The organism is Photobacterium sp. GJ3, from assembly GCF_018199995.1.
GTDB lineage: Bacteria > Pseudomonadota > Gammaproteobacteria > Enterobacterales > Vibrionaceae > Photobacterium.
The window spans coordinates 3,045,384-3,066,440 of sequence record NZ_CP073578.1 but is presented as its reverse complement, the minus strand read 5'-3'; the positions used below and the strand labels follow the sequence as shown (position 1 = coordinate 3,066,440).

At 49.2% G+C, this 21,057-nt stretch carries 26 protein-coding genes, 5 tRNA genes and 4 rRNA genes; 34 read left to right on the top strand and 1 reads right to left on the bottom strand.

The genetic code is table 11. The annotated features are described in order from the left end of the window. The first annotated feature begins 7 nt into the window (after nucleotides 1-7). From rplB to metA, 34 genes are all read left to right on the top strand, one after another. The gene (gene rplB, locus KDD30_RS14210; protein WP_211646415.1) at nucleotides 8-832 is read left to right on the top strand and encodes a 50S ribosomal protein L2; all 825 of its coding nucleotides are present in this window, start codon (nucleotides 8-10) and stop codon (nucleotides 830-832) included. Nucleotides 833-852: 20 nt separating this feature from the next. Further along, the gene (rpsS, locus tag KDD30_RS14205) at nucleotides 853-1,131 is read left to right on the top strand and encodes a 30S ribosomal protein S19 (RefSeq protein WP_007469141.1); all 279 of its coding nucleotides are present in this window, start codon (nucleotides 853-855) and stop codon (nucleotides 1,129-1,131) included. Nucleotides 1,132-1,145: 14 nt separating this feature from the next. Further along, nucleotides 1,146-1,478, top strand: a complete 333-nt coding sequence (rplV, locus tag KDD30_RS14200) for a 50S ribosomal protein L22 (RefSeq protein ID WP_211646414.1) — start codon at nucleotides 1,146-1,148, stop codon at nucleotides 1,476-1,478. 19 nt (nucleotides 1,479-1,497) lie between these two features. After that, complete coding sequence (rpsC, locus tag KDD30_RS14195) at nucleotides 1,498-2,190, top strand: 30S ribosomal protein S3 (RefSeq protein ID WP_036751135.1); 693 nt, start codon at nucleotides 1,498-1,500, stop codon at nucleotides 2,188-2,190. 11 nt (nucleotides 2,191-2,201) lie between these two features. Next, complete coding sequence (rplP, locus tag KDD30_RS14190; RefSeq protein WP_027251946.1) at nucleotides 2,202-2,612, top strand: 50S ribosomal protein L16; 411 nt, start codon at nucleotides 2,202-2,204, stop codon at nucleotides 2,610-2,612. Beyond that, complete coding sequence (gene rpmC, locus KDD30_RS14185; protein ID WP_027251947.1) at nucleotides 2,612-2,803, top strand: 50S ribosomal protein L29; 192 nt, start codon at nucleotides 2,612-2,614, stop codon at nucleotides 2,801-2,803. Before rplP ends, rpmC begins: the two co-directional genes overlap by 1 nt. Further along, nucleotides 2,803-3,057, top strand: coding sequence for a 30S ribosomal protein S17 (gene rpsQ, locus KDD30_RS14180; protein WP_211646413.1), 255 nt, complete (start codon nucleotides 2,803-2,805; stop codon nucleotides 3,055-3,057). Before rpmC ends, rpsQ begins: the two co-directional genes overlap by 1 nt. A 163-nt stretch (nucleotides 3,058-3,220) precedes the next feature. Beyond that, a complete protein-coding gene (gene rplN, locus KDD30_RS14175) occupies nucleotides 3,221-3,592 on the top strand; it encodes a 50S ribosomal protein L14 (protein ID WP_211646412.1) in 372 nt (123 codons plus the stop codon). Nucleotides 3,593-3,604: 12 nt separating this feature from the next. After that, on the top strand, nucleotides 3,605-3,919 hold the full coding sequence (gene rplX, locus KDD30_RS14170; protein ID WP_211646411.1) for a 50S ribosomal protein L24: 315 nt from the start codon (nucleotides 3,605-3,607) through the stop codon (nucleotides 3,917-3,919). Nucleotides 3,920-3,934: 15 nt separating this feature from the next. Next, the gene (gene rplE, locus KDD30_RS14165; RefSeq protein WP_211646410.1) at nucleotides 3,935-4,474 is read left to right on the top strand and encodes a 50S ribosomal protein L5; all 540 of its coding nucleotides are present in this window, start codon (nucleotides 3,935-3,937) and stop codon (nucleotides 4,472-4,474) included. Nucleotides 4,475-4,489: 15 nt separating this feature from the next. Continuing rightward, nucleotides 4,490-4,795 carry a 30S ribosomal protein S14 gene (rpsN, locus tag KDD30_RS14160; protein ID WP_211646409.1) on the top strand — a complete coding sequence of 102 codons (306 nt, stop codon included), beginning with the start codon at nucleotides 4,490-4,492 and terminating at the stop codon, nucleotides 4,793-4,795. Nucleotides 4,796-4,830: 35 nt separating this feature from the next. Continuing rightward, a complete protein-coding gene (gene rpsH / locus KDD30_RS14155; protein ID WP_211646408.1) occupies nucleotides 4,831-5,223 on the top strand; it encodes a 30S ribosomal protein S8 in 393 nt (130 codons plus the stop codon). Nucleotides 5,224-5,236: 13 nt separating this feature from the next. Continuing rightward, nucleotides 5,237-5,770: a 50S ribosomal protein L6 gene (gene rplF, locus KDD30_RS14150; protein ID WP_211646407.1), complete on the top strand. Its 534-nt coding sequence runs from the start codon at nucleotides 5,237-5,239 to the stop codon at nucleotides 5,768-5,770. A 9-nt stretch (nucleotides 5,771-5,779) separates the two neighbouring features. Next, nucleotides 5,780-6,133: a 50S ribosomal protein L18 gene (gene rplR / locus KDD30_RS14145; protein ID WP_211646406.1), complete on the top strand. Its 354-nt coding sequence runs from the start codon at nucleotides 5,780-5,782 to the stop codon at nucleotides 6,131-6,133. Nucleotides 6,134-6,145: 12 nt separating this feature from the next. Then, nucleotides 6,146-6,643 (top strand): 30S ribosomal protein S5, encoded by a 498-nt coding sequence (gene rpsE, locus KDD30_RS14140; protein WP_036751114.1) that lies wholly within the window; start codon nucleotides 6,146-6,148, stop codon nucleotides 6,641-6,643. A gap of 5 nt (nucleotides 6,644-6,648) precedes the next feature. Continuing rightward, nucleotides 6,649-6,828, top strand: a complete 180-nt coding sequence (gene rpmD, locus KDD30_RS14135; protein WP_211646405.1) for a 50S ribosomal protein L30 — start codon at nucleotides 6,649-6,651, stop codon at nucleotides 6,826-6,828. 5 nt (nucleotides 6,829-6,833) lie between these two features. Then, entirely contained in the window at nucleotides 6,834-7,268 is a 435-nt protein-coding gene (gene rplO / locus KDD30_RS14130) for a 50S ribosomal protein L15 (protein ID WP_211646404.1), read from the top strand. 22 nt (nucleotides 7,269-7,290) lie between these two features. Next, nucleotides 7,291-8,622, top strand: coding sequence for a preprotein translocase subunit SecY (gene secY / locus KDD30_RS14125; RefSeq protein WP_211646403.1), 1,332 nt, complete (start codon nucleotides 7,291-7,293; stop codon nucleotides 8,620-8,622). A gap of 29 nt (nucleotides 8,623-8,651) precedes the next feature. Continuing rightward, nucleotides 8,652-8,765 carry a 50S ribosomal protein L36 gene (gene rpmJ / locus KDD30_RS14120; RefSeq protein ID WP_000868186.1) on the top strand — a complete coding sequence of 38 codons (114 nt, stop codon included), beginning with the start codon at nucleotides 8,652-8,654 and terminating at the stop codon, nucleotides 8,763-8,765. 144 nt (nucleotides 8,766-8,909) lie between these two features. Further along, nucleotides 8,910-9,266, top strand: a complete 357-nt coding sequence (rpsM, locus tag KDD30_RS14115) for a 30S ribosomal protein S13 (protein ID WP_211646402.1) — start codon at nucleotides 8,910-8,912, stop codon at nucleotides 9,264-9,266. Nucleotides 9,267-9,285: 19 nt separating this feature from the next. After that, nucleotides 9,286-9,675: a 30S ribosomal protein S11 gene (gene rpsK / locus KDD30_RS14110; protein WP_027251961.1), complete on the top strand. Its 390-nt coding sequence runs from the start codon at nucleotides 9,286-9,288 to the stop codon at nucleotides 9,673-9,675. Between the two features lie 32 nt (nucleotides 9,676-9,707). Next, nucleotides 9,708-10,328, top strand: a complete 621-nt coding sequence (rpsD, locus tag KDD30_RS14105) for a 30S ribosomal protein S4 (protein WP_036751101.1) — start codon at nucleotides 9,708-9,710, stop codon at nucleotides 10,326-10,328. A gap of 23 nt (nucleotides 10,329-10,351) precedes the next feature. After that, the gene (gene rpoA / locus KDD30_RS14100) at nucleotides 10,352-11,341 is read left to right on the top strand and encodes a DNA-directed RNA polymerase subunit alpha (protein WP_211646401.1); all 990 of its coding nucleotides are present in this window, start codon (nucleotides 10,352-10,354) and stop codon (nucleotides 11,339-11,341) included. 33 nt (nucleotides 11,342-11,374) lie between these two features. Beyond that, the gene (gene rplQ / locus KDD30_RS14095) at nucleotides 11,375-11,761 is read left to right on the top strand and encodes a 50S ribosomal protein L17 (RefSeq protein WP_211646400.1); all 387 of its coding nucleotides are present in this window, start codon (nucleotides 11,375-11,377) and stop codon (nucleotides 11,759-11,761) included. Between the two features lie 715 nt (nucleotides 11,762-12,476). Then, nucleotides 12,477-14,042: ribosomal RNA gene (locus KDD30_RS14090) — 16S ribosomal RNA — on the top strand. A 125-nt stretch (nucleotides 14,043-14,167) separates the two neighbouring features. After that, a tRNA-Glu gene (locus KDD30_RS14085) sits at nucleotides 14,168-14,243 on the top strand. A gap of 1 nt (nucleotide 14,244) precedes the next feature. Further along, nucleotides 14,245-14,320, top strand: a tRNA-Lys gene (locus tag KDD30_RS14080). A 27-nt stretch (nucleotides 14,321-14,347) separates the two neighbouring features. Further along, a tRNA-Val gene (locus KDD30_RS14075) sits at nucleotides 14,348-14,423 on the top strand. A gap of 31 nt (nucleotides 14,424-14,454) precedes the next feature. Next, nucleotides 14,455-14,530: transfer RNA gene (locus tag KDD30_RS14070), tRNA-Ala, on the top strand. 352 nt (nucleotides 14,531-14,882) lie between these two features. Further along, a 23S ribosomal RNA gene (locus tag KDD30_RS14065) occupies nucleotides 14,883-17,768 on the top strand. Nucleotides 17,769-18,010: 242 nt separating this feature from the next. Next, a 5S ribosomal RNA gene (rrf, locus tag KDD30_RS14060) occupies nucleotides 18,011-18,126 on the top strand. A 159-nt stretch (nucleotides 18,127-18,285) separates the two neighbouring features. Beyond that, nucleotides 18,286-18,361: transfer RNA gene (locus KDD30_RS14055), tRNA-Thr, on the top strand. 7 nt (nucleotides 18,362-18,368) lie between these two features. Further along, nucleotides 18,369-18,484, top strand: a 5S ribosomal RNA gene (gene rrf, locus KDD30_RS14050). The 16S, 23S and 5S rRNA genes sit together here with 5 tRNA genes alongside, the layout of an rRNA operon. A gap of 214 nt (nucleotides 18,485-18,698) precedes the next feature. Next, nucleotides 18,699-19,643, top strand: a complete 945-nt coding sequence (gene metA / locus KDD30_RS14045) for a homoserine O-succinyltransferase (protein ID WP_211646399.1) — start codon at nucleotides 18,699-18,701, stop codon at nucleotides 19,641-19,643. A 59-nt stretch (nucleotides 19,644-19,702) separates the two neighbouring features. On the opposite strand, the gene KDD30_RS14040 is transcribed toward metA, so the two are convergent. Beyond that, nucleotides 19,703-21,040 carry a sodium:proton antiporter gene (locus KDD30_RS14040; protein ID WP_211646398.1) on the bottom strand — a complete coding sequence of 446 codons (1,338 nt, stop codon included), beginning with the start codon at nucleotides 21,038-21,040 and terminating at the stop codon, nucleotides 19,703-19,705. Nucleotides 21,041-21,057 lie beyond the last annotated feature (17 nt).

Genomic DNA, 21,057 nt, shown 5'->3' with positions numbered 1-21,057 from the left:
AAGAAGAATGGCTATTGTAAAATGTAAGCCGACTTCCCCAGGTCGTCGCCACGTAGTTAAAGTGGTTAACTCTGACCTGCATAAGGGTAAGCCGTACGCACCACTGCTGGAGAAAAACTCTAAGACTGGTGGTCGTAACAATAACGGTCGTATTACTGTTCGTCATATCGGTGGTGGTAACAAACAACATTACCGTCTGATCGACTTTAAGCGTAATAAAGATGGTATCCCAGCGAAAGTTGAGCGTCTGGAATACGATCCAAACCGTAGCGCAAACATCGCTCTGGTTCTGTACGCAGATGGTGAGCGTCGTTACATCATTGCACCAAAAGGCATCCAAGCTGGTGATACGATCCAGTCTGGCGCAGATGCTGCGATCAAAGTAGGTAATACCCTGCCAATGCGCAACATCCCAGTAGGTTCAACTGTACACTGTGTTGAACTGAAGCCTGGTAAAGGTGCACAGCTGGCTCGTTCAGCTGGTACTTACGCTCAAATCGTAGCTCGTGCTGGCGCATACGTAACGATTCGTCTGCGTTCTGGTGAGATGCGTAAAGTTCTTGCCGAAGGTCGTGCGACGCTGGGTGAGGTTGGTAACGGTGAACACATGCTGCGTGAACTGGGTAAAGCCGGTGCTTCACGTTGGCGCGGTGTTCGTCCAACCGTACGTGGTGTTGTAATGAACCCAATCGACCACCCACACGGTGGTGGTGAAGGTCGTACTTCTGGTGGTCGTCACCCAGTGACACCATGGGGCGTACCGACCAAGGGTTACAAAACTCGTAAGAACAAACGTACCGACAAGTACATCGTACGTCGTCGTAATAAGTAATTTATATCAGAGGATAAGCCATGCCACGTTCTCTCAAGAAAGGTCCTTTTATTGACCTGCACTTGCTGAAGAAGGTAGAGAAAGCGGTGGAAAGCGGTGACAAGAAGCCTGTTAAGACTTGGTCCCGTCGCTCAATGATCATCCCACAGATGATCGGTTTGACCATCGCTGTCCATAATGGTCGTCAGCACGTACCCGTTTTCGTTTCTGAAGAAATGATCGGTCACAAGCTGGGCGAGTTTGCACCAACACGTACTTATCGCGGCCACGCTGCAGATAAGAAAGCTAAGAAGCGCTAAGAGGAGTATAGGTAATGGAAGCTATCGCTAAACATCGCTTTGCTCGCATCTCACCGCAGAAAGCTCGTTTGGTTGCAGATCTGGTGCGCGGTAAAACCGTAGCACAAGCACTGGAAATTCTGACTTTCAGCAACAAAAAAGCTGCTGACCTGGTTAAGAAGGTTCTGGAATCTGCTATCGCTAATGCTGAGCACAACGAAGGCGCAGACATCGATGATCTGAATGTTGCGAAAATCTTCGTTGATGAAGGCCCAACCATGAAGCGTATTATGCCTCGTGCTAAAGGCCGTGCCGATCGCATCTTGAAGCGTTCTAGCCACATCACTGTTGTTGTAGCGGATCGCTAAGAGAGTAGGAGACAAAGCAATGGGTCAAAAAGTACATCCTAATGGTATTCGTCTTGGCATCGTGAAGCCTTGGAATACCACTTGGTATGCTAACAGCAACGAATTCGCTGACAACCTAGACGGCGACTTCAAGGTACGTCAATTCCTGACCAAGGAATTAGCAAAAGCGTCTCTGTCTCGCATCGTTATCGAGCGTCCAGCGAAGAGCATCCGTGTGACGATTCACACTGCTCGTCCTGGCGTTGTTATCGGTAAGAAAGGCGAAGACGTAGAAAAACTGCGCGCTCGCGTTGCTAAGATCGCTGGTGTTCCAGCACAGATCAACATCGCTGAAGTACGTAAGCCAGAGCTGGATGCACAGCTTGTTGGTGACAGCATCGCTTCTCAGCTGGAGCGTCGTGTAATGTTCCGTCGCGCAATGAAGCGTGCGGTACAGAACGCAATGCGTCTGGGTGCCAAGGGTATCAAAGTTGAAGTAAGCGGCCGTCTGGGCGGCGCTGAAATCGCACGTACTGAGTGGTACCGTGAAGGCCGTGTGCCTCTGCACACTCTGCGTGCTGACATTGATTACGCGACTTCTTCGGCTCACACCCAATACGGTGTAATTGGTATCAAAACTTGGATCTTCAAAGGCGAAGTTCTGGGTGGCATGCCAGTTGCTGAGCCTAAGGCTGATAACAAGCCTAAGAAGCAACGCAAAGGCCGTAAATAAGGAGTTTATCGATGCTGCAACCTAAACGCACTAAATTCCGCAAGACTCATAAGGGTCGTAACCGCGGTCTGGCGAACGGTACTGACGTAAGCTTCGGTACTTTCGGTCTGAAAGCAGTTGGCCGTGGCCGTATTACTGCGCGTCAGATCGAGGCTGCTCGTCGTGCTATGACTCGTCATATCAAACGTCAGGGCCAAATCTGGATTCGTATCTTCCCGGACAAGCCGATTACAAGCAAGCCGTTGGAAGTTCGTCAGGGTAAGGGTAAAGGTAACGTTGAGTACTGGGTAGCCCAAATCCAACCAGGTAAAGTTCTTTATGAAATGGATGGTGTTTCAGAAGATCTTGCACGCGAAGCCTTTAAACTGGCCGCACGTAAGCTTCCTGTTAAAACCACTTTCGTAACTAAGGCGGTGATGTGATGAATGCACAAGATCTGCGCGCTAAAAGCGTTGAAGAACTGAATGCTGAACTTGTGAACCTGCTGCGTGAGCAGTTCAACCTGCGCATGCAGGCTGCAACTGGTCAGCTGCAACAGACTCACACTCTGAAAGCAGTACGTCGCGATATCGCACGTGTTAAAACCGTTCTGAATGAGAAGGCTGGCGCATAATGAGCGAGAATATTCGTACTCAGCAGGGTCGTGTAGTTAGCGACAAGATGGACAAGTCTATCGTGGTTGCTATCGAGCGTTTCGTGAAGCACCCAATCTATGGTAAGTTCATCAAGCGTACGACTAAGCTGCATGTTCACGACGAAAACAACGAGTGTGGCCTTGGCGACACAGTTGAGATTCGTGAGTGCCGTCCACTGTCTAAGAAGAAATCTTGGACTCTGGTACGCGTTATTGAAAAAGCGCGCATCTAAGCGAACTTTAGCAATAACATAACTGAGCGGCCCCTGGAAAATTGGGGCCGTTTATTTTTATCTACCCATTCTCAATAAATGGTGTTATTATTCGCCGCCCTTGTAAAAAAGGCGAATTCGACCCGAGATGGGTCTAGATGTTTTTGATAAGCGGAGCACTAACATGATCCAAATGCAAAGTATGCTAGATGCAGCCGATAACTCCGGCGCTCGTAGCGTAATGTGTATTAAGGTTCTGGGTGGTTCTCACCGTCGCTATGCACATATCGGTGACATCATCAAAGTTACTGTGAAGGAAGCAATTCCTCGCGGTAAAGTGAAAAAAGGTGATGTACTGAAAGCGGTGGTTGTGCGCACCCGTAAAGGCGTTCGTCGTCCAGACGGCTCTGTCATTCGCTTCGACCGTAATGCTTGCGTGCTGTTGAACAACAACACTGAGCAACTAATCGGTACTCGTATCTTTGGCCCAGTGACTCGTGAACTTCGCTCTGCGAAATTCATGAAAATTGTTTCACTAGCGCCAGAAGTACTGTAAGGAGTGACGAAAATGGCAGCTAAAATCCGTCGTAACGACGAAGTTATCGTTCTTGCCGGTAAAGATAAAGGTAAGAAAGGTAAAGTAACTAAGGTCCTGGCAACTGGTAAAATCGTTGTTGAAGGTATCAACCTGGTTAAGAAGCACCAGAAGCCTGTTCCGGCTATGGGCATCCAGGGTGGCATCGTTGAACAAGAAGCAACAATTGATGCTTCTAACGTTGCAATCTTCAACGCGGCAACTGGTAAAGCTGACCGTGTAGGCTTCCGATTTGAAGACGGCAAAAAAGTTCGTTTCTTCAAGTCTAATGGCGAAACTATCAAGTAATTTTGGAGTAGTACTATGGCGAAACTGCATGATTACTACAAAGAGTCTGTTGTAAAAGAACTTGCTGACAAGTTCGAGTACAAGAGCATCATGCAAGTCCCAAGGATCGAAAAGATTACCCTGAACATGGGTGTCGGTGAAGCCTTGAACGACAAGAAGCTGTTGGAAAACGCAGCTGCTGATATGGCCGCAATTACCGGTCAAAAGCCGCTGATTACCAAAGCTCGTAAGTCTGTTGCTGGCTTTAAGATCCGTGAGGGCTACCCGATCGGCTGTAAAGTAACCCTGCGTGGCGAACGTATGTGGGACTTTTTCGAGCGTCTGATCTCTATTGCTGTTCCTCGTATCCGTGATTTCCGTGGTCTGAACCCGAAATCATTCGACGGTCGTGGTAACTACAGCATGGGCGTTCGTGAGCAGATTATCTTCCCAGAAATCGATTTCGATAAAGTAGATCGTGTACGTGGTTTGGATATCACTATCACTACTACTGCGAACTCTGACGAAGAAGCTCGTGCTCTGCTGTCTGCTTTTAACTTCCCATTCCGTAAGTAAAAGTAAGGGTTACTAATGGCTAAAGAATCTATGAAGGCACGCGAAGTAAAACGTGCCAAGCTGGTAGCTAAGTTCGCTGAAAAGCGTGCTGCGCTTAAAGCTCTAATTAGCGACGTGAACGCGTCTGAAGAAGATCGCTGGAATGCAGTGCTTAAACTTCAGTCTCTGCCACGTGATTCAAGTCCATCGCGTCAGCGTAACCGCTGTAACCAGACTGGACGCCCACACGGCTACCTACGTAAGTTTGGTCTGTGCCGTATCAAGGTTCGTGAAGCTTGCATGAAAGGCGAGATTCCGGGTCTGCGTAAGGCTAGCTGGTAATTCGTTACCAATTAAGAATCACGGAGTATTGACTTATGAGCATGCAAGATCCGATTTCGGATATGCTGACCCGCATTCGTAACGGTCAGGCAGCGAAGAAAGTTGCTGTTAAAATGCCGTCTTCTAAGCTGAAAGTTGCTATCGCAGCTCTGCTGAAAGAAGAAGGTTATGTGGCTGACTACGCCGTTTCTGGTGAAGTTAAGCCTGAACTCGAAGTTACTCTGAAGTACTTCGAAACTAAAGCTGTAATCGAGCAAATCCAGCGTGTATCACGTCCTGGCCTGCGTATCTATAAGAAAAAAGATGCGCTGCCGACTGTGATGGGTGGTCTGGGTATTGCTGTTGTGTCCACTTCCAAGGGTCTGATGACTGACCGTGCTGCTCGTAAAGCAGGTCTTGGTGGTGAGATTATCTGCTACGTAGCTTAATAGGAGTAGGAAAATGTCACGTGTTGCAAAAGCACCTGTAGTTGTTCCTGCCGGCGTAGAAGTTAAACTCAACGGTCAGGAAATCACTGTAAAAGGTGGTAAGGGTGAACTGGTTCGTGTAATCAACGAAGCAGTTGTACTAACCCAGGAAGAGAACACCATTAAGTTCGGTCCTCGCGACGGCTTCAACGATGCTTGGGCACAGGCTGGTACAGCTCGTGCACTGGTAAACAACATGGTTGTTGGTGTTACTGAAGGCTTCACTAAGAAGCTGACCCTGAAGGGTGTAGGTTACCGTGCTGCTATCAAAGGCAACGCAGTTGGCCTAACTCTGGGCTTCTCACACCCAGTTGAGCATGAACTGCCTGCAGGCGTTAAAGCTGAGTGTCCTACTCAAACTGAAATCGTACTGACTGGTACTGATAAGCAGTTGGTTGGCCAAGTAGCTGCAGACATTCGCGCTTACCGTAGCCCTGAGCCTTACAAAGGTAAAGGTGTTCGTTACGCCGACGAAGTCGTGCGTATTAAAGAAGCTAAGAAGAAGTAAGGTAACACTATGGATAAGAAAGCATCTCGTATCCGTCGTGCGACCAAAGCACGTCGTAAGATTGCTGAATTGGGTGCAACTCGCCTGGTAGTACATCGTACTCCTCGCCATGTATACGCTCAGGTAATCGCACCAAATGGCTCCGAGGTTATCGCTGCCGCTTCTACCGTAGAAAAAGCGATCCGTGAGCAAGTGAAGAGCACCGGTAACAAAGACGCTGCTGCAGCTGTGGGTAAAATCATCGCTGAGCGCGCGATTGAAAAAGGCATCTCTAACGTTGCTTTCGATCGTTCCGGTTTCCAATACCACGGCCGAGTGGCTGCACTGGCAGAAGCTGCCCGTGAAGCTGGTCTGAAATTCTAAGGTAGGCGGAAGATGGCTAACGAAAAAACCCAATCAGATCTGCAAGAAAAGCTGATCGCTGTTAACCGTGTATCTAAGACGGTTAAAGGTGGTCGTATTTTCAGCTTTACTGCCCTGACTGTTGTTGGCGACGGTAATGGTCGCGTTGGTTTCGGTTACGGCAAAGCACGTGAAGTGCCTGCTGCAATTCAGAAAGCAATGGAAAAAGCACGTCGTAACATGGTTACTGTTGCCCTGAACGAGGGTACTCTGCACCACGCTGTTAAAGGTCGCCACACTGGTTCTAAAGTGTACATGCAGCCTGCATCAGAAGGTACGGGTATCATCGCCGGTGGTGCAATGCGTGCAGTGCTGGAAGTTGCTGGCGTTCACAACGTTCTGGCAAAAGCATATGGTTCTACAAACCCAATCAATATCGTTCGCGCGACTATTGACGGTTTGAGTGGTATGAACTCTCCAGAAATGATCGCTGCGAAGCGTGGTCTTTCTGTTAAAGAAATTCTGGAGTAATCGACATGGCTAAAACTATCAAAGTAACTCAGACTCGTAGCTCTATCGGCCGTTTGCCGAAGCATAAAGCTACCCTGCGTGGCTTGGGCCTTCGTCGCATCAACCACACTGTTGAACTGGAAGATACTGCTTGCGTACGCGGCATGATCAACAAAGTTCATTACATGGTTAAAGTAGAGGAGTAATCAGAATGCGTTTGAATACTCTATCTCCGGCTGCGGGTTCTAAGCCTTCTGCGAAGCGCGTAGGCCGTGGTATCGGTTCAGGTCTGGGCAAAACTTGTGGCCGTGGTCACAAAGGTCAGAAATCACGTTCAGGTGGTTCTGTTCGCCCAGGTTTTGAAGGCGGTCAAATGCCTTTGAAACAGCGTCTACCAAAATTCGGTTTTACTTCTCGCAAGAGCCTGGTAACAGCTGAAGTTCGCCTGTCAGAACTGGCGAAAGTTGAAGGTGACGTAGTAAGTCTGGAAACACTGAAAGCTGCTAACGTGATCACCAAAAACATGGAAACTGTTAAAGTTGTCCTGTCTGGTGAGATCAACCGCGCTGTTACAGTGAAAGGCGTACGCGTGACTAAAGGCGCTAAAGCTGCAATCGAAGCTGCAGGCGGTAAAATCGAGGAATAATTAACTCGAGGATGAGGTACAGATGGCTAAACAACCAGGACAAGATTTTAACAGCGCAAAAGGTGGCCTAGCAGAGCTTAAGACTCGCCTATTATTTGTAATAGGAGCTATCTTAATTTTCCGAGCGGGCTCTTTTGTGCCAATTCCTGGTATTGACGCTGCTGTACTAGCCGATCTGTTCGAACAGCAAAAGGGCACCATCATTGAACTGTTTAACATGTTCTCTGGTGGTGCACTTGAGCGTGCTTCCATATTGGCGCTGGGCATTATGCCGTATATCTCGGCCTCGATTATTGTTCAGCTGCTAACGGTTGTTCATCCGGCTTTAGCCGAGTTGAAGAAAGAAGGTGAGTCTGGTCGCCGTAAGATCAGTCAGTATACTCGCTATGGCACGCTTGTGTTGGCAACCTTCCAAGCAATTGGTATTGCAACGGGGTTACCGAGTATGATTCCTGGTCTGGTTCATAACCCAGGTCTTGGTTTCTACTTTGTTGCGGTCGTAAGTTTGGTCACCGGTACCATGTTCTTGATGTGGTTAGGTGAGCAAATTACAGAGCGTGGCATTGGTAACGGTATATCTCTGATTATCTTCACGGGTATCGTTGCGGGATTGCCACCTGCTATTGGACAGACCGTAGAGCAAGCGCGTCAAGGTGAATTGCACGTACTTCTTCTACTGTTAATTGCAGTGATTTCTTTTGCTGTAATCTATTTTGTAGTGTTTATGGAGCGTGGTCAGCGTCGTATCGTCGTGAACTATGCCAAACGCCAGCAAGGACGTCGTGTCTATGCCGGCCAGAGCACTCATCTGCCGTTGAAAATCAACATGGCAGGCGTGATTCCAGCAATTTTTGCATCAAGCATCATTCTTTTTCCGGGGACACTGGCTCAGTGGTTCGGCAGAAATAATGAGGGTACATTTGGCTTCCTGACTGATGTGTCTATCGCACTCAGCCCAGGTCAACCACTGTACGTTATGCTCTATGCGGCTGCGATTATCTTCTTCTGTTTCTTCTATACCGCGTTGGTGTTCAACCCGCGTGAAACAGCAGATAATCTGAAGAAATCCGGTGCGTTCATACCTGGTATTCGTCCGGGCGAGCAGACTGCAAAGTACATCGATAAAGTAATGACACGCCTGACATTGGCAGGTGCACTGTATATTACTTTTATCTGTCTGATCCCCGAGTTCATGATGATTGCTTGGAACGTTCGCTTATACTTTGGCGGTACGTCACTACTGATTGTAGTTGTGGTTATTATGGACTTCATGGCTCAAGTTCAGACGCACCTAATGTCTCAACAGTATGAGTCGGTTTTGAAAAAGGCTAATCTTAAAGGCCCCGGCCGTTAAGTTTGGTTATCCATTTACGGAGTTTAGCAATGAAAGTTCGTGCTTCCGTTAAGAAAATCTGCCGTAACTGTAAAGTTATCAAGCGCAACGGTGTTGTGCGTGTAATTTGCAGTGAGCCAAAGCACAAGCAGCGCCAAGGCTAATCAGCAGAAATATTTCTTGCAAATTGAAGGTAGGTTGGCTACATTAGCCAACCATCTTTTGTGTGTGCAAAAGAATTGTGACACCGCTGCGTATCCTAAACGGGCTTTGCAGCGGTTATTCTTGATAAGTACTAGGAGTGAATAGTGGCCCGTATTGCAGGCATTAACATTCCTGATCAGAAACATGCTGTAATCGCACTGACTGCGATTTACGGCATCGGTAAAACTCGTTCTAAAGCTATTCTAGCTGAAGTGGGTATTGCTGAAAGTGTTAAGATCAGTGAACTGACTGAAGAGCAGATCGATCAACTGCGTGATGGTGTAGCTAAGTACACTGTAGAAGGTGATCTACGTCGTGAAGTTTCCATGAACATCAAGCGTCTGATGGACCTTGGTTGTTTCCGTGGTCTTCGTCATCGTCGCAGTCTACCTCTACGTGGACAGCGTACTAAAACCAACGCTCGTACCCGTAAGGGTCCGCGCAAGCCGATCAAAAAATAATCGGATAAGGTAGAGTACAATGGCAAAACAACCAACACGCGCTCGTAAGCGCGTACGCAAGCAAGTTGCTGATGGCGTAGCGCACATCCACGCTTCTTTCAACAACACAATCGTTACCATTACTGACCGTCAAGGTAATGCTCTGGCTTGGGCAACTGCCGGTGGTTCTGGTTTCCGTGGTTCTCGTAAATCTACTCCGTTTGCTGCACAGGTTGCTGCAGAACGTTGTGGTGAAATGGCCAAAGAATATGGCGTTAAGAACCTGGAAGTTATGGTGAAGGGCCCTGGTCCTGGTCGTGAGTCTACAATCCGTGCTCTGAACGCAGCGGGTTTCCGTATCACTAACATTGTTGATGCGACTCCGATCCCTCATAACGGTTGTCGTCCACCTAAGAAACGTCGCGTATAACGTTTCGTTTCTAGGAATATTGGAGAAAGAACATGGCAAGATATTTGGGTCCTAAGCTGAAGCTTAGCCGTCGTGAAGGCACTGACTTGTTCCTCAAGTCTGGTGTTCGCGCGATTGATACCAAGTGTAAAATTGATAACGCGCCGGGCCAGCATGGTGCTCGTCGTGGCCGCCTGTCTGACTATGGCGTTCAGCTTCGTGAGAAGCAGAAAGTTCGCCGTACTTATGGCGTACTGGAAAAGCAATTCCGTAACTACTACAAAGAAGCTGCTCGCCTGAAAGGCAATACAGGTGAAAACCTGCTGCAACTTCTGGAAGGTCGTCTGGACAACGTAGTTTACCGCATGGGTTTCGGTGCAACTCGCGCTGAAGCACGTCAGCTGGTAAGCCACAAAGCGATCCTGGTTAACGGCAAAGTCGTAAACATCCCATCTTTCCAGGTGGCTGCGAACGACGTTGTTAGCATTCGTGAGAAAGCTAAGAACCAAGCACGCATCAAAGCAGCTCTTGAAGTTGCTACTCAGCGTGAACTGCCGACTTGGGTCGAAGTAGACAGCAACAAGATGGAAGGTACGTTCAAGCGTCTTCCAGAACGTTCTGATTTGTCTGCCGACATCAACGAACACCTGATCGTCGAGCTTTACTCTAAGTAAGGCTATAGTTAAGAGAGGACACAATGCAGGGTTCTGTAACAGAATTTCTTAAGCCGCGTCTTGTTGATATTGAACAAGTTAACACGACGCATGCAAAAGTAACTCTTGAGCCACTGGAGCGTGGTTTTGGCCACACTCTGGGTAATGCTCTACGTCGTATTCTTCTGTCATCTATGCCAGGTTGCGCAGTGACTGAAGTCGAGATCGACGGTGTGTTACACGAGTACAGCACCAAAGAGGGAGTCCAGGAGGACGTTCTTGAAATCCTACTGAACCTGAAAGGCCTGGCCGTTAAGGTTGAAGGAAAAGACGAAGTCACCCTGACTCTCAGCAAATCTGGTGCAGGCCCTGTTGTTGCAGGTGACATCACCCATGATGGTGATGTTGAGATTGCGAACCCAGAGCACGTGATCTGCCATTTAACTGATGACAATGCTGACATCAGCATGCGCATCAAGGTAGAGCGTGGTCGCGGCTATGTACCAGCATCTGCTCGTATTCATAATGATGAAGATGAGCGTCCAATTGGTCGTCTGTTAGTTGATGCAACTTTCAGCCCAGTTGATCGTATCGCATACTCAGTCGAGGCTGCGCGTGTTGAACAGCGCACTGACCTTGATAAACTGGTTATCGATATGGAAACCAATGGTACTCTTGATCCTGAAGAAGCGATTCGTCGTGCCGCTACGATTCTGGCTGAACAGCTGGATGCATTCGTAGATCTGCGTGATGTACGTGTTCCTGAAGAGAAAGAAGAGAAGCCGGAGTTCGATCCGATCCTACTGCGTCCTGTAGACGATCTTGAACTAACTGTTCGCTCTGCTAACTGTTTGAAAGCAGAAGCGATCCACTACATCGGTGATCTTGTTCAGCGCACTGAGGTTGAGCTTCTGAAAACGCCAAACCTTGGTAAGAAGTCTTTGACAGAAATCAAAGACGTGCTGGCTTCACGTGGTCTGTCTCTGGGTATGCGCCTGGAAAACTGGCCGCCAGCTTCTATCGCTGAAGATTAATAGTTACTGATATCTAGTTAGAAGGATTAGGTCATGCGCCATCGTAAGAGTGGTCGTCAACTCAACCGCAACAGCAGTCATCGCAAAGCGATGTTCAGCAACATGGCTAGCTCTCTGGTACGTCACGAGCTTATCAAGACTACCCTGCCTAAGGCAAAAGAGCTGCGTCGCGTAATTGAGCCTTTGATTACCCTAGCTAAGACTGACAGTGTAGCTAACCGTCGTCTGGCATTCGCTCGCACTCGTGATAACGAAGTTGTAGCGAAACTGTTTAACGAACTAGGTCCACGTTTTGCTCAACGCCCAGGCGGTTACACTCGCATCATGAAATGCGGTTTCCGTGCTGGTGATAAAGCCCCAATGGCTTACATTGAGCTGGTAGACCGTCCTGAAGTTCAGGAAGAAGCTGCTGCTGAATAAGCAATAGCGTACGATTGAAAATGCCGGGTCTTTGTACCCGGCTTTTTTATTTCTAAGGGGTTGAGCAGACCATATTCTGTGCCATGATCCTCTATATCCTCTATATCCTTTATATTCTGGTCCACATTTTTATATCCAGCGCATCCTAGCGATGAGTCTTTTCATTTCGTAATTTCATCTGGGGAGCGTGCTGTGAGGCTAGTTGAAGTGATCTTTCGTATGACACGATGATTAAGCCAGTCTTTTCTTCATGAATATATGCTGATAACGCTGATTCGTTGTTCGTATTAAATGGGTTGCGGCTGTTTTTTGCTCTCTTGCGTTTTTTTTTGTTTTTTATGCTTGCCACTATCTTGGAAGTCTCTATAATGCCGCCTCACTGACACGGAGACACAGCAAAAAAGCGGTGAAATCTGAGTCAGAAGGCGGTAAAACAAATTGATAAAAAGTGTTTGACACTAAGTTTCGATTAGTTAGAATGGCCGCCCTGTCCACGATGAGCAAGTCGCGAGTCTGGCAAAGTTCTTTAACAATTTGACCATGCAATCTGTGTGGGCACTCGACAATGATACAGTCAAAAGATTTTATCAGTGAGCTGAGTGACCAATTGGTAGCACTTTCTTGAAAGAGTTACCGGCACAGTCAATTCGTTTCAACTTCGGTTGAAACATCAGTAATCACTGAGCCGCTTCTCTTCGGAGAGGCAACAAAATTCTAATTGAAGAGTTTGATCATGGCTCAGATTGAACGCTGGCGGCAGGCCTAACACATGCAAGTCGAGCGGCAGCGACATCAACAATCTTTCGGGTGCGTTGATGGGCGGCGAGCGGCGGACGGGTGAGTAATGCCTGGGAACATGCCCTGATGTGGGGGATAACCATTGGAAACGATGGCTAATACCGCATAATCTCCTTTCTTTTACGAGATGGGAGCAAAGCGGGGGACCTTCGGGCCTCGCGCGTCAGGATTGGCCCAGGTGGGATTAGCTAGTAGGTGGGGTAACGGCTCACCTAGGCGACGATCCCTAGCTGGTCTGAGAGGATGATCAGCCACACTGGAACTGAGACACGGTCCAGACTCCTACGGGAGGCAGCAGTGGGGAATATTGCACAATGGGGGAAACCCTGATGCAGCCATGCCGCGTGTGTGAAGAAGGCCTTCGGGTTGTAAAGCACTTTCAGCAGTGAGGAAGAGGTGGTGTTTAATAGATACCATCTTTGACGTTAGCTGCAGAAGAAGCACCGGCTAACTCCGTGCCAGCAGCCGCGGTAATACGGAGGGTGCGAGCGTTAATCGGAATTACTGGGCGTAAAGCGCATGCAGGCGGCGTGTTAAGCCAGATGTGAAAGCCCGGGGCTCAACCTCGGAATCGCATTTGGAACTGGCATGCTAGAGTCTTGTAGAGGGGGGTAGAATTTCAGGTGTAGCGGTGAAATGCGTAGAGATCTGAAGGAATACCGGTGGCGAAGGCGGCCCCCTGGACAAAGACTGACGCTCAGATGCGAAAGCGTGGGGAGCAAACAGGATTAGATACCCTGGTAGTCCACGCCGTAAACGATGTCTACTTGGAGGTTGGTGTCTTGAACACTGGCTTTCGGAGCTAACGCGTTAAGTAGACCGCCTGGGGAGTACGGTCGCAAGATTAAAACTCAAATGAATTGACGGGGGCCCGCACAAGCGGTGGAGCATGTGGTTTAATTCGATGCAACGCGAAGAACCTTACCTACTCTTGACATCCAGAGAACTTTCCAGAGATGGATTGGTGCCTTCGGGAACTCTGAGACAGGTGCTGCATGGCTGTCGTCAGCTCGTGTTGTGAAATGTTGGGTTAAGTCCCGCAACGAGCGCAACCCTTATCCTTGTTTGCCAGCACTTCGGGTGGGAACTCCAGGGAGACTGCCGGTGATAAACCGGAGGAAGGTGGGGACGACGTCAAGTCATCATGGCCCTTACGAGTAGGGCTACACACGTGCTACAATGGCGTATACAGAGGGCGGCCAACTAGCGATAGTGAGCGAATCCCACAAAGTACGTCGTAGTCCGGATTGGAGTCTGCAACTCGACTCCATGAAGTCGGAATCGCTAGTAATCGTGGATCAGAATGCCACGGTGAATACGTTCCCGGGCCTTGTACACACCGCCCGTCACACCATGGGAGTGGGCTGCACCAGAAGTAGATAGCTTAACCTTCGGGAGGGCGTTTACCACGGTGTGGTTCATGACTGGGGTGAAGTCGTAACAAGGTAGCCCTAGGGGAACCTGGGGCTGGATCACCTCCTTACCTAAAGACTGCGTTGTTGACGCAGTGTCCACACAGATTGCCTGGTCGAAATGTAAAGAGCCACTGGTGCTGCCCAACAGCATCAGTATGAGTGAGCGAAATATGTTTCGCTGACAAAAATTTTAGTCCCGTTCGTCTAGAGGCCTAGGACACCGCCCTTTCACGGCGGTAACAGGGGTTCGACTCCCCTACGGGACGCCACGGGTCGTTAGCTCAGTTGGTAGAGCAGTTGACTTTTAATCAATTGGTCGCAGGTTCGAATCCTGCACGACCCACCATTCCAGCCACGGAATGTAAAACACAGTGGGCGATTAGCTCAGTTGGGAGAGCACCTCCCTTACAAGGAGGGGGTCACTGGTTCGAGCCCGGTATCGCCCACCATTCTTTCCTTTGGAAAGACACCCAGAACAATGGGGCTATAGCTCAGCTGGGAGAGCGCCTGCCTTGCACGCAGGAGGTCAGCAGTTCGATCCTGCTTAGCTCCACCAATTTCTCTGATACCGCGTTGTGCGATTCCTCGTTTAGCAACCTAAACGTCGGAACCTCACGCCTTGTCTCAGAATCATTGGGTCCACTCTTTCAAGGTTTTTCCTTAAGAATCTTTAAAAAGTGGTTATCGTTGATAATTCACAATGCTCTTTAACAATCTGGAAAGCTGACTAGTAATTCAATCGATATGACGATTGAATCAAACTGTTTCGAAAGAAACAGAGTTCTCAAGCAATACACATTCAAGTGTCTTGTATTTTTTGTCTTCACTTTCAAAAGTGAACACAAAGTGAGTCCGGCGAAACAAATCAAACCTTGGTTGTTTGCGATACAGACCCTTTGGGGTTGTATGGTTAAGTGACTAAGCGTACACGGTGGATGCCTGGGCAGTCAGAGGCGATGAAGGACGTACTAACTTGCGATAAGCGGTGATGAGGCAGTAAGAGCCACTTGAGTCACCGATTTCCGAATGGGGAAACCCAGCTGCATAAGCAGTTATCATCAGGTAAATACATAGCCTGGTGAGGCGAACCGGGGGAACTGAAACATCTAAGTACCCCGAGGAAGAGAAATCAACCGAGATTCCGGCAGTAGCGGCGAGCGAAACCGGATTAGCCCTTAAGCGTTTTTTGTGTCAGGTGAAGGCTCTGGAAAGTGCCGCGATACAGGGTGACAGCCCCGTAACCGACGATACCTTAAACGTGAAAACGAGTAGGACGGGACACGTGTTATCTTGTCTGAAGATGGGGGGACCATCCTCCAAGGCTAAATACTCCTGACTGACCGATAGTGAACCAGTACCGTGAGGGAAAGGCGAAAAGAACCCCTGTGAGGGGAGTGAAATAGAACCTGAAACCGTGTACGTACAAGCAGTAGGAGCCCTTCGGGGTGACTGCGTACCTTTTGTATAATGGGTCAGCGACTTAATTTCAGTAGCAAGGTTAACCATCTAGGGGAGCCGTAGGGAAACCGAGTCTTAACTGGGCGTACAGTTGCTGGGATTAGACCCGAAACCAGGTGATCTAGCCATGGGCAGGTTGAAGGTGAGGTAACACTTACTGGAGGACCGAACCGACTAATGTTGAAAAATTAGCGGATGACTTGTGGCTAGGGGTGAAAGGCCAATCAAACCTGGAGATAGCTGGTTCTCCCCGAAAGCTATTTAGGTAGCGCCTCGGACGAATACTACTGGGGGTAGAGCACTGTTAAGGCTAGGGGGTCATCCCGACTTACCAACCCTTTGCAAACTCCGAATACCAGTAAGTACTATCCGGGAGACACACGGCGGGTGCTAACGTCCGTCGTGGAGAGGGAAACAACCCAGACCGCCAGCTAAGGTCCCAAAGTATCACTAAGTGGGAAACGATGTGGGAAGGCTCAGACAGCCAGGATGTTGGCTTAGAAGCAGCCATCATTTAAAGAAAGCGTAATAGCTCACTGGTCGAGTCGGCCTGCGCGGAAGATTTAACGGGGCTAAGTGATACACCGAAGCTGCGGCAATGCGATTTATCGTATTGGGTAGGGGAGCGTTCTGTAAGCGGCTGAAGGTGTGCTGTAAGGCATGCTGGACGTATCAGAAGTGCGAATGCTGACATGAGTAACGACAATGGGGGTGAAAAACCTCCACGCCGGAAGACCAAGGGTTCCTGTCCAACGTTAATCGGGGCAGGGTGAGTCGACCCCTAAGGCGAGGCCGAAAGGCGTAGTCGATGGGAAACGGGTTAATATTCCCGTACTGCTTACTATTGCGATGGGGGGACGGAGAAGGCTAGGTGGGCCGGGCGACGGTTGTCCCGGTTCAAGGGTGTAGGCTGATGGTTTAGGCAAATCCGGACCATCTTTAAGGCTGAGACCCGATGTCGAGCCACTACGGTGGTGAAGTCATTGATGCCATGCTTCCGGGAAAAGCCTCTAAGCTTCAGATAGTAAGGAATCGTACCCCAAACCGACACAGGTGGTCGGGTAGAGAATACCAAGGCGCTTGAGAGAACTCGGGTGAAGGAACTAGGCAAAATGGTACCGTAACTTCGGGAGAAGGTACGCTGCCGGCGGTGAAGAGACTTGCTCTTGGAGCTGCTGGCAGTCGCAGATACCAGGTGGCTGCAACTGTTTATTAAAAACACAGCACTGTGCAAAATCGAAAGATGACGTATACGGTGTGACGCCTGCCCGGTGCCGGAAGGTTAATTGATGGGGTTATCTTCGGAGAAGCTCTTGATCGAAGCCCCGGTAAACGGCGGCCGTAACTATAACGGTCCTAAGGTAGCGAAATTCCTTGTCGGGTAAGTTCCGACCTGCACGAATGGCGTAATGATGGCCACGCTGTCTCCACCCGAGACTCAGTGAAATTGAAATCGCAGTGAAGATGCTGCGTCCCCGCGGCTAGACGGAAAGACCCCGTGAACCTTTACTACAGCTTGGCACTGAACATTGACCCTACATGTGTAGGATAGGTGGGAGGCTTCGAAGCAGGTACGCCAGTATCTGTGGAGCCGTCCTTGAAATACCACCCTTGTCGTGTTGATGTTCTAACGTCGCCCCGTTATCCGGGGTGCGGACAGTGCCTGGTGGGTAGTTTGACTGGGGCGGTCTCCTCCCAAAGCGTAACGGAGGAGCACGAAGGTGGGCTAATCACGGTCGGACATCGTGAGGTTAGTGCAATGGCATAAGCCCGCTTAACTGCGAGAATGACGGTTCGAGCAGGTGCGAAAGCAGGTCATAGTGATCCGGTGGTTCTGAATGGAAGGGCCATCGCTCAACGGATAAAAGGTACTCCGGGGATAACAGGCTGATACCGCCCAAGAGTTCATATCGACGGCGGTGTTTGGCACCTCGATGTCGGCTCATCACATCCTGGGGCTGAAGTCGGTCCCAAGGGTATGGCTGTTCGCCATTTAAAGTGGTACGCGAGCTGGGTTTAGAACGTCGTGAGACAGTTCGGTCCCTATCTGCCGTGGGCGCTGGATGATTGAAGGGAGTTGCTCCTAGTACGAGAGGACCGGAGTGAACGAACCGCTGGTGTTCGGGTTGTGTCGCCAGACGCATTGCCCGGTAGCTAAGTTCGGAACAGATAACCGCTGAAAGCATCTAAGCGGGAAGCTGGCCCTGAGATGAGTCATCCCTGAGACTTTAAGTCTCCTGAAGGGCTGTTCGAGACTAGAACGTTGATAGGCAGGGTGTGTAAGCGTTGTGAGGCGCTCAGCTAACCTGTACTAATTGCCCGTGAGGCTTAACCATACAACACCCAAAGGGTTTGAAGTACGGACTCCATAAGCACTTGAATGATGTGCTGAGAACACTAGACAGTTTTCCAGAGATTGTCCCGAACTGCGTGCCCAGGGTAGCGCAGGAAGAATCAAGGCTGACAAAGCCGCCCACGCACTGAACGAAGGCGTGTACATGAGTACATAACTGAGTGAAGGAGGCAGGCAATGCCGTCAGGATTGATTCTCACCAGCGGGATGATCACACCGATTTTGCCTGGCGACCATAGCGCTGTGGACCCACCTGATCCCATGCCGAACTCAGACGTGAAACGCAGCAGCGCCGATGGTAGTGTGGGGTCTCCCCATGTGAGAGTAGGACATCGCCAGGTTTTTATTTCCAATTTGTCTACTGTAGCTTGCCGCTTTTGAGTGCTGCGATGCTCATGTACTGAATGTACACTGCGCTTCTCGCATCAAAATCGTCATCGCACAGCGACAAATGACTCAAGCAAAGCAGTGAAGCGTAAGACTTTGTTTCGATAGATTTTGCTGGTATAGCTCAGTTGGTAGAGCGCACCCTTGGTAAGGGTGAGGCCCCCAGTTCAAATCTGGGTACTAGCACCACAATTTGTTTAGCGACCATAGCGCTGTGGACCCACCTGATCCCATGCCGAACTCAGACGTGAAACGCAGCAGCGCCGATGGTAGTGTGGGGTCTCCCCATGTGAGAGTAGGACATCGCTAAACACCCTCTTTTAAACCCAGCCTTCGGCTGGGTTTTTTCATATCTGCGATTCTTTAATCCCTCACGACTTCAATTGTACTTTCTCTTTCTATTAGATTTTTTCAATATCAGTGCGCTTATCTATAATTCTTTTAATGCGGTATTGCTTGCAGTCATGCGTGATTTTCTATAACTTTTGGGTATCTGGACGTCTAAACATCTTAGCGGAGTGAGAATATGCCCATCAAAATTCCTGATCAATTACCGGCAACTGATATTTTACGTGGTGAAAATATCTTTGTGATGTCCGAAAAACGGGCTGCCAGTCAGGAAATTCGTCCGCTGAAGGTGTTGCTGCTGAATCTGATGCCGAAGAAAATTGAAACTGAAACTCAGTTTCTTCGTTTGTTATCAAATAGCCCCCTTCAGGTTGATGTCGAGTTGCTTCGTATTGATAATCGCCCAACCAAGAATACACCGACTGAGCACTTAGATACCTTTTATCGCCAGTTTGAGATGGTGAAGAACCGTAATTTCGACGGACTGATTGTCACGGGAGCGCCACTTGGTCTGGTTCAGTTTGAGGATGTGCTTTACTGGGAGGAAATTCAGGCCATTTTGAATTGGGCCAAAGGGCATGTCACGTCGACCATGTATGTTTGCTGGGCGGCGCAGGCAGGGTTGAAGTTAATGTATGACCTGCCAAAGCGGACCCGGAAAGAAAAACTATCGGGTATCTATACACATACCACACATCACCCGCATCATCCGCTGCTGCGTGGATTTGATGATACCTTCCTAGCGCCGCATTCAAGATATGCGGATTTCTCTGCAGACTTTCTGACTCAGCATACCGATTTGGATATTCTGGCAACATCTGAGCAAGCCGGGGTTTATCTGGCGACAACCAAAGATAAGCGAAGTGTCTTCGTGACGGGTCATCCTGAATATGATGCCAAGACACTGCATCATGAATACATGCGTGACTTAGGGGAAGGGATGGAGCCGAACATTCCGGTGAATTACTACCGTGATGACAATCCGGATCATGAACCTTCAGCAAGCTGGCGCAGTCATGGTCATCTGTTATTTTCAAATTGGTTGAACTACTGTGTTTATCAGCAGACACCTTACGATTTAGACCACTTCTCGGAAGACAAATTTACCAAAGATGACGATTGATATTCGCGAGAAATAAAAAAAGACCTGCACATTGCAGGTCTTTTTTTATTTGGGGGATTTCAGGACCTCGGGTCTGTCTCGGTCTGAGTGCTGGCTTGTTTACTGCCAGCTTCTTTTTGATTGTGTTTGGCTTCCCAGGCTTTGGCTTTCTCAATCATTGGCGTAATTGTCGAACCCTGGATCAGGATAGAGAACACCACCACGGAGTATGTCATGACCAGAATCAGCTCCTTTACGTCGATGTTTTTCTCCGGGATCACAATGACGCCCGCGGGAATCGCCATGGCCATCGCGAGAGCCAGACCGCCACGCAGGCCACCCCAGGTGAGGATCTTCACCGATTCCGGGTTGTATTTCCGGAACCGTTTAAAGCCGATGTAAGACAGTTTGACGCTCAGAAAACGCGCCAGCAGCACCAGTGGCACAGCGATGACCATCAGCGTCCAGTCCTCTTCGTGAAAACTGAACGACAGCATACTCATCCCGATCAGCAGGAATAGGACACCATTGAGGAATTCGTCAACAAGTTCCCAGAAGTGATCCAGGTGGTCCTCACTTTCTTTGGAAAAACCAATATAGCGGGTCCAGTTCCCGATCATAATGCCAGACACCACCATCGCAAGTGGCCCAGAAACATGAATGATATCTGCAAACGCATATCCTGCCGTTGGGATGCCCAGCGTTAACAGTAGTTCCATGGAGTGATCATCGGTGGAACTAATCAAATAGTGGAACAGCAGACCCAGCACGAAACCGTAAGTGATGCCACCGATGGCTTCCTGCAGGAACAGATGACCGACGCCCAGAATGGTTGGCGCTTCATCACCAAACGCAATGGTGAAGAGTGTGACAAAAATGACCAGACCGAAGCCATCATTGAACAGTGACTCGCCCTCAATCTGGGTTGAAATACGGCGGGGGGCGTGTAACTTTTTCACAATCGCCAGGACGGCGATCGGGTCTGTTGGTGAAATCAGTGCCCCAAACAGCAGGCAGTAGATCAGGTCAAACTGGATGCCCAGTGTCTGACAAATCCACCACAGTGCGCCCCCGATAAAGAATGTCGAAAAGAGGGTGGCTCCCAAGGCCAGAATGGCAATCTCCCATTTCTGATCTTCAAGATGCGGCAGTTTGATCCCCAATCCCCCGGCAAACAGCAGAAAGCCAAGGATCCCTTTGAGCAGGAAGCTCTCGAAATCGATTTGCCCCAGTTGCTCAGCAGCAATTTCTTCCAGATGAAACCAGCCATTGTGGCCTGCGATCACAATCCCGAGTGATAAAACAATGGCACCTGCTGTGATAGCAATTGTGGTTTGCATCTTGCCTATTTTGTGGTTAATAAAGGCAATAGCCATCGCAGCAGCGGCGAGAAAACAGAGGGTACTGTATACCGACATCCTTGGTCCTCATCTGT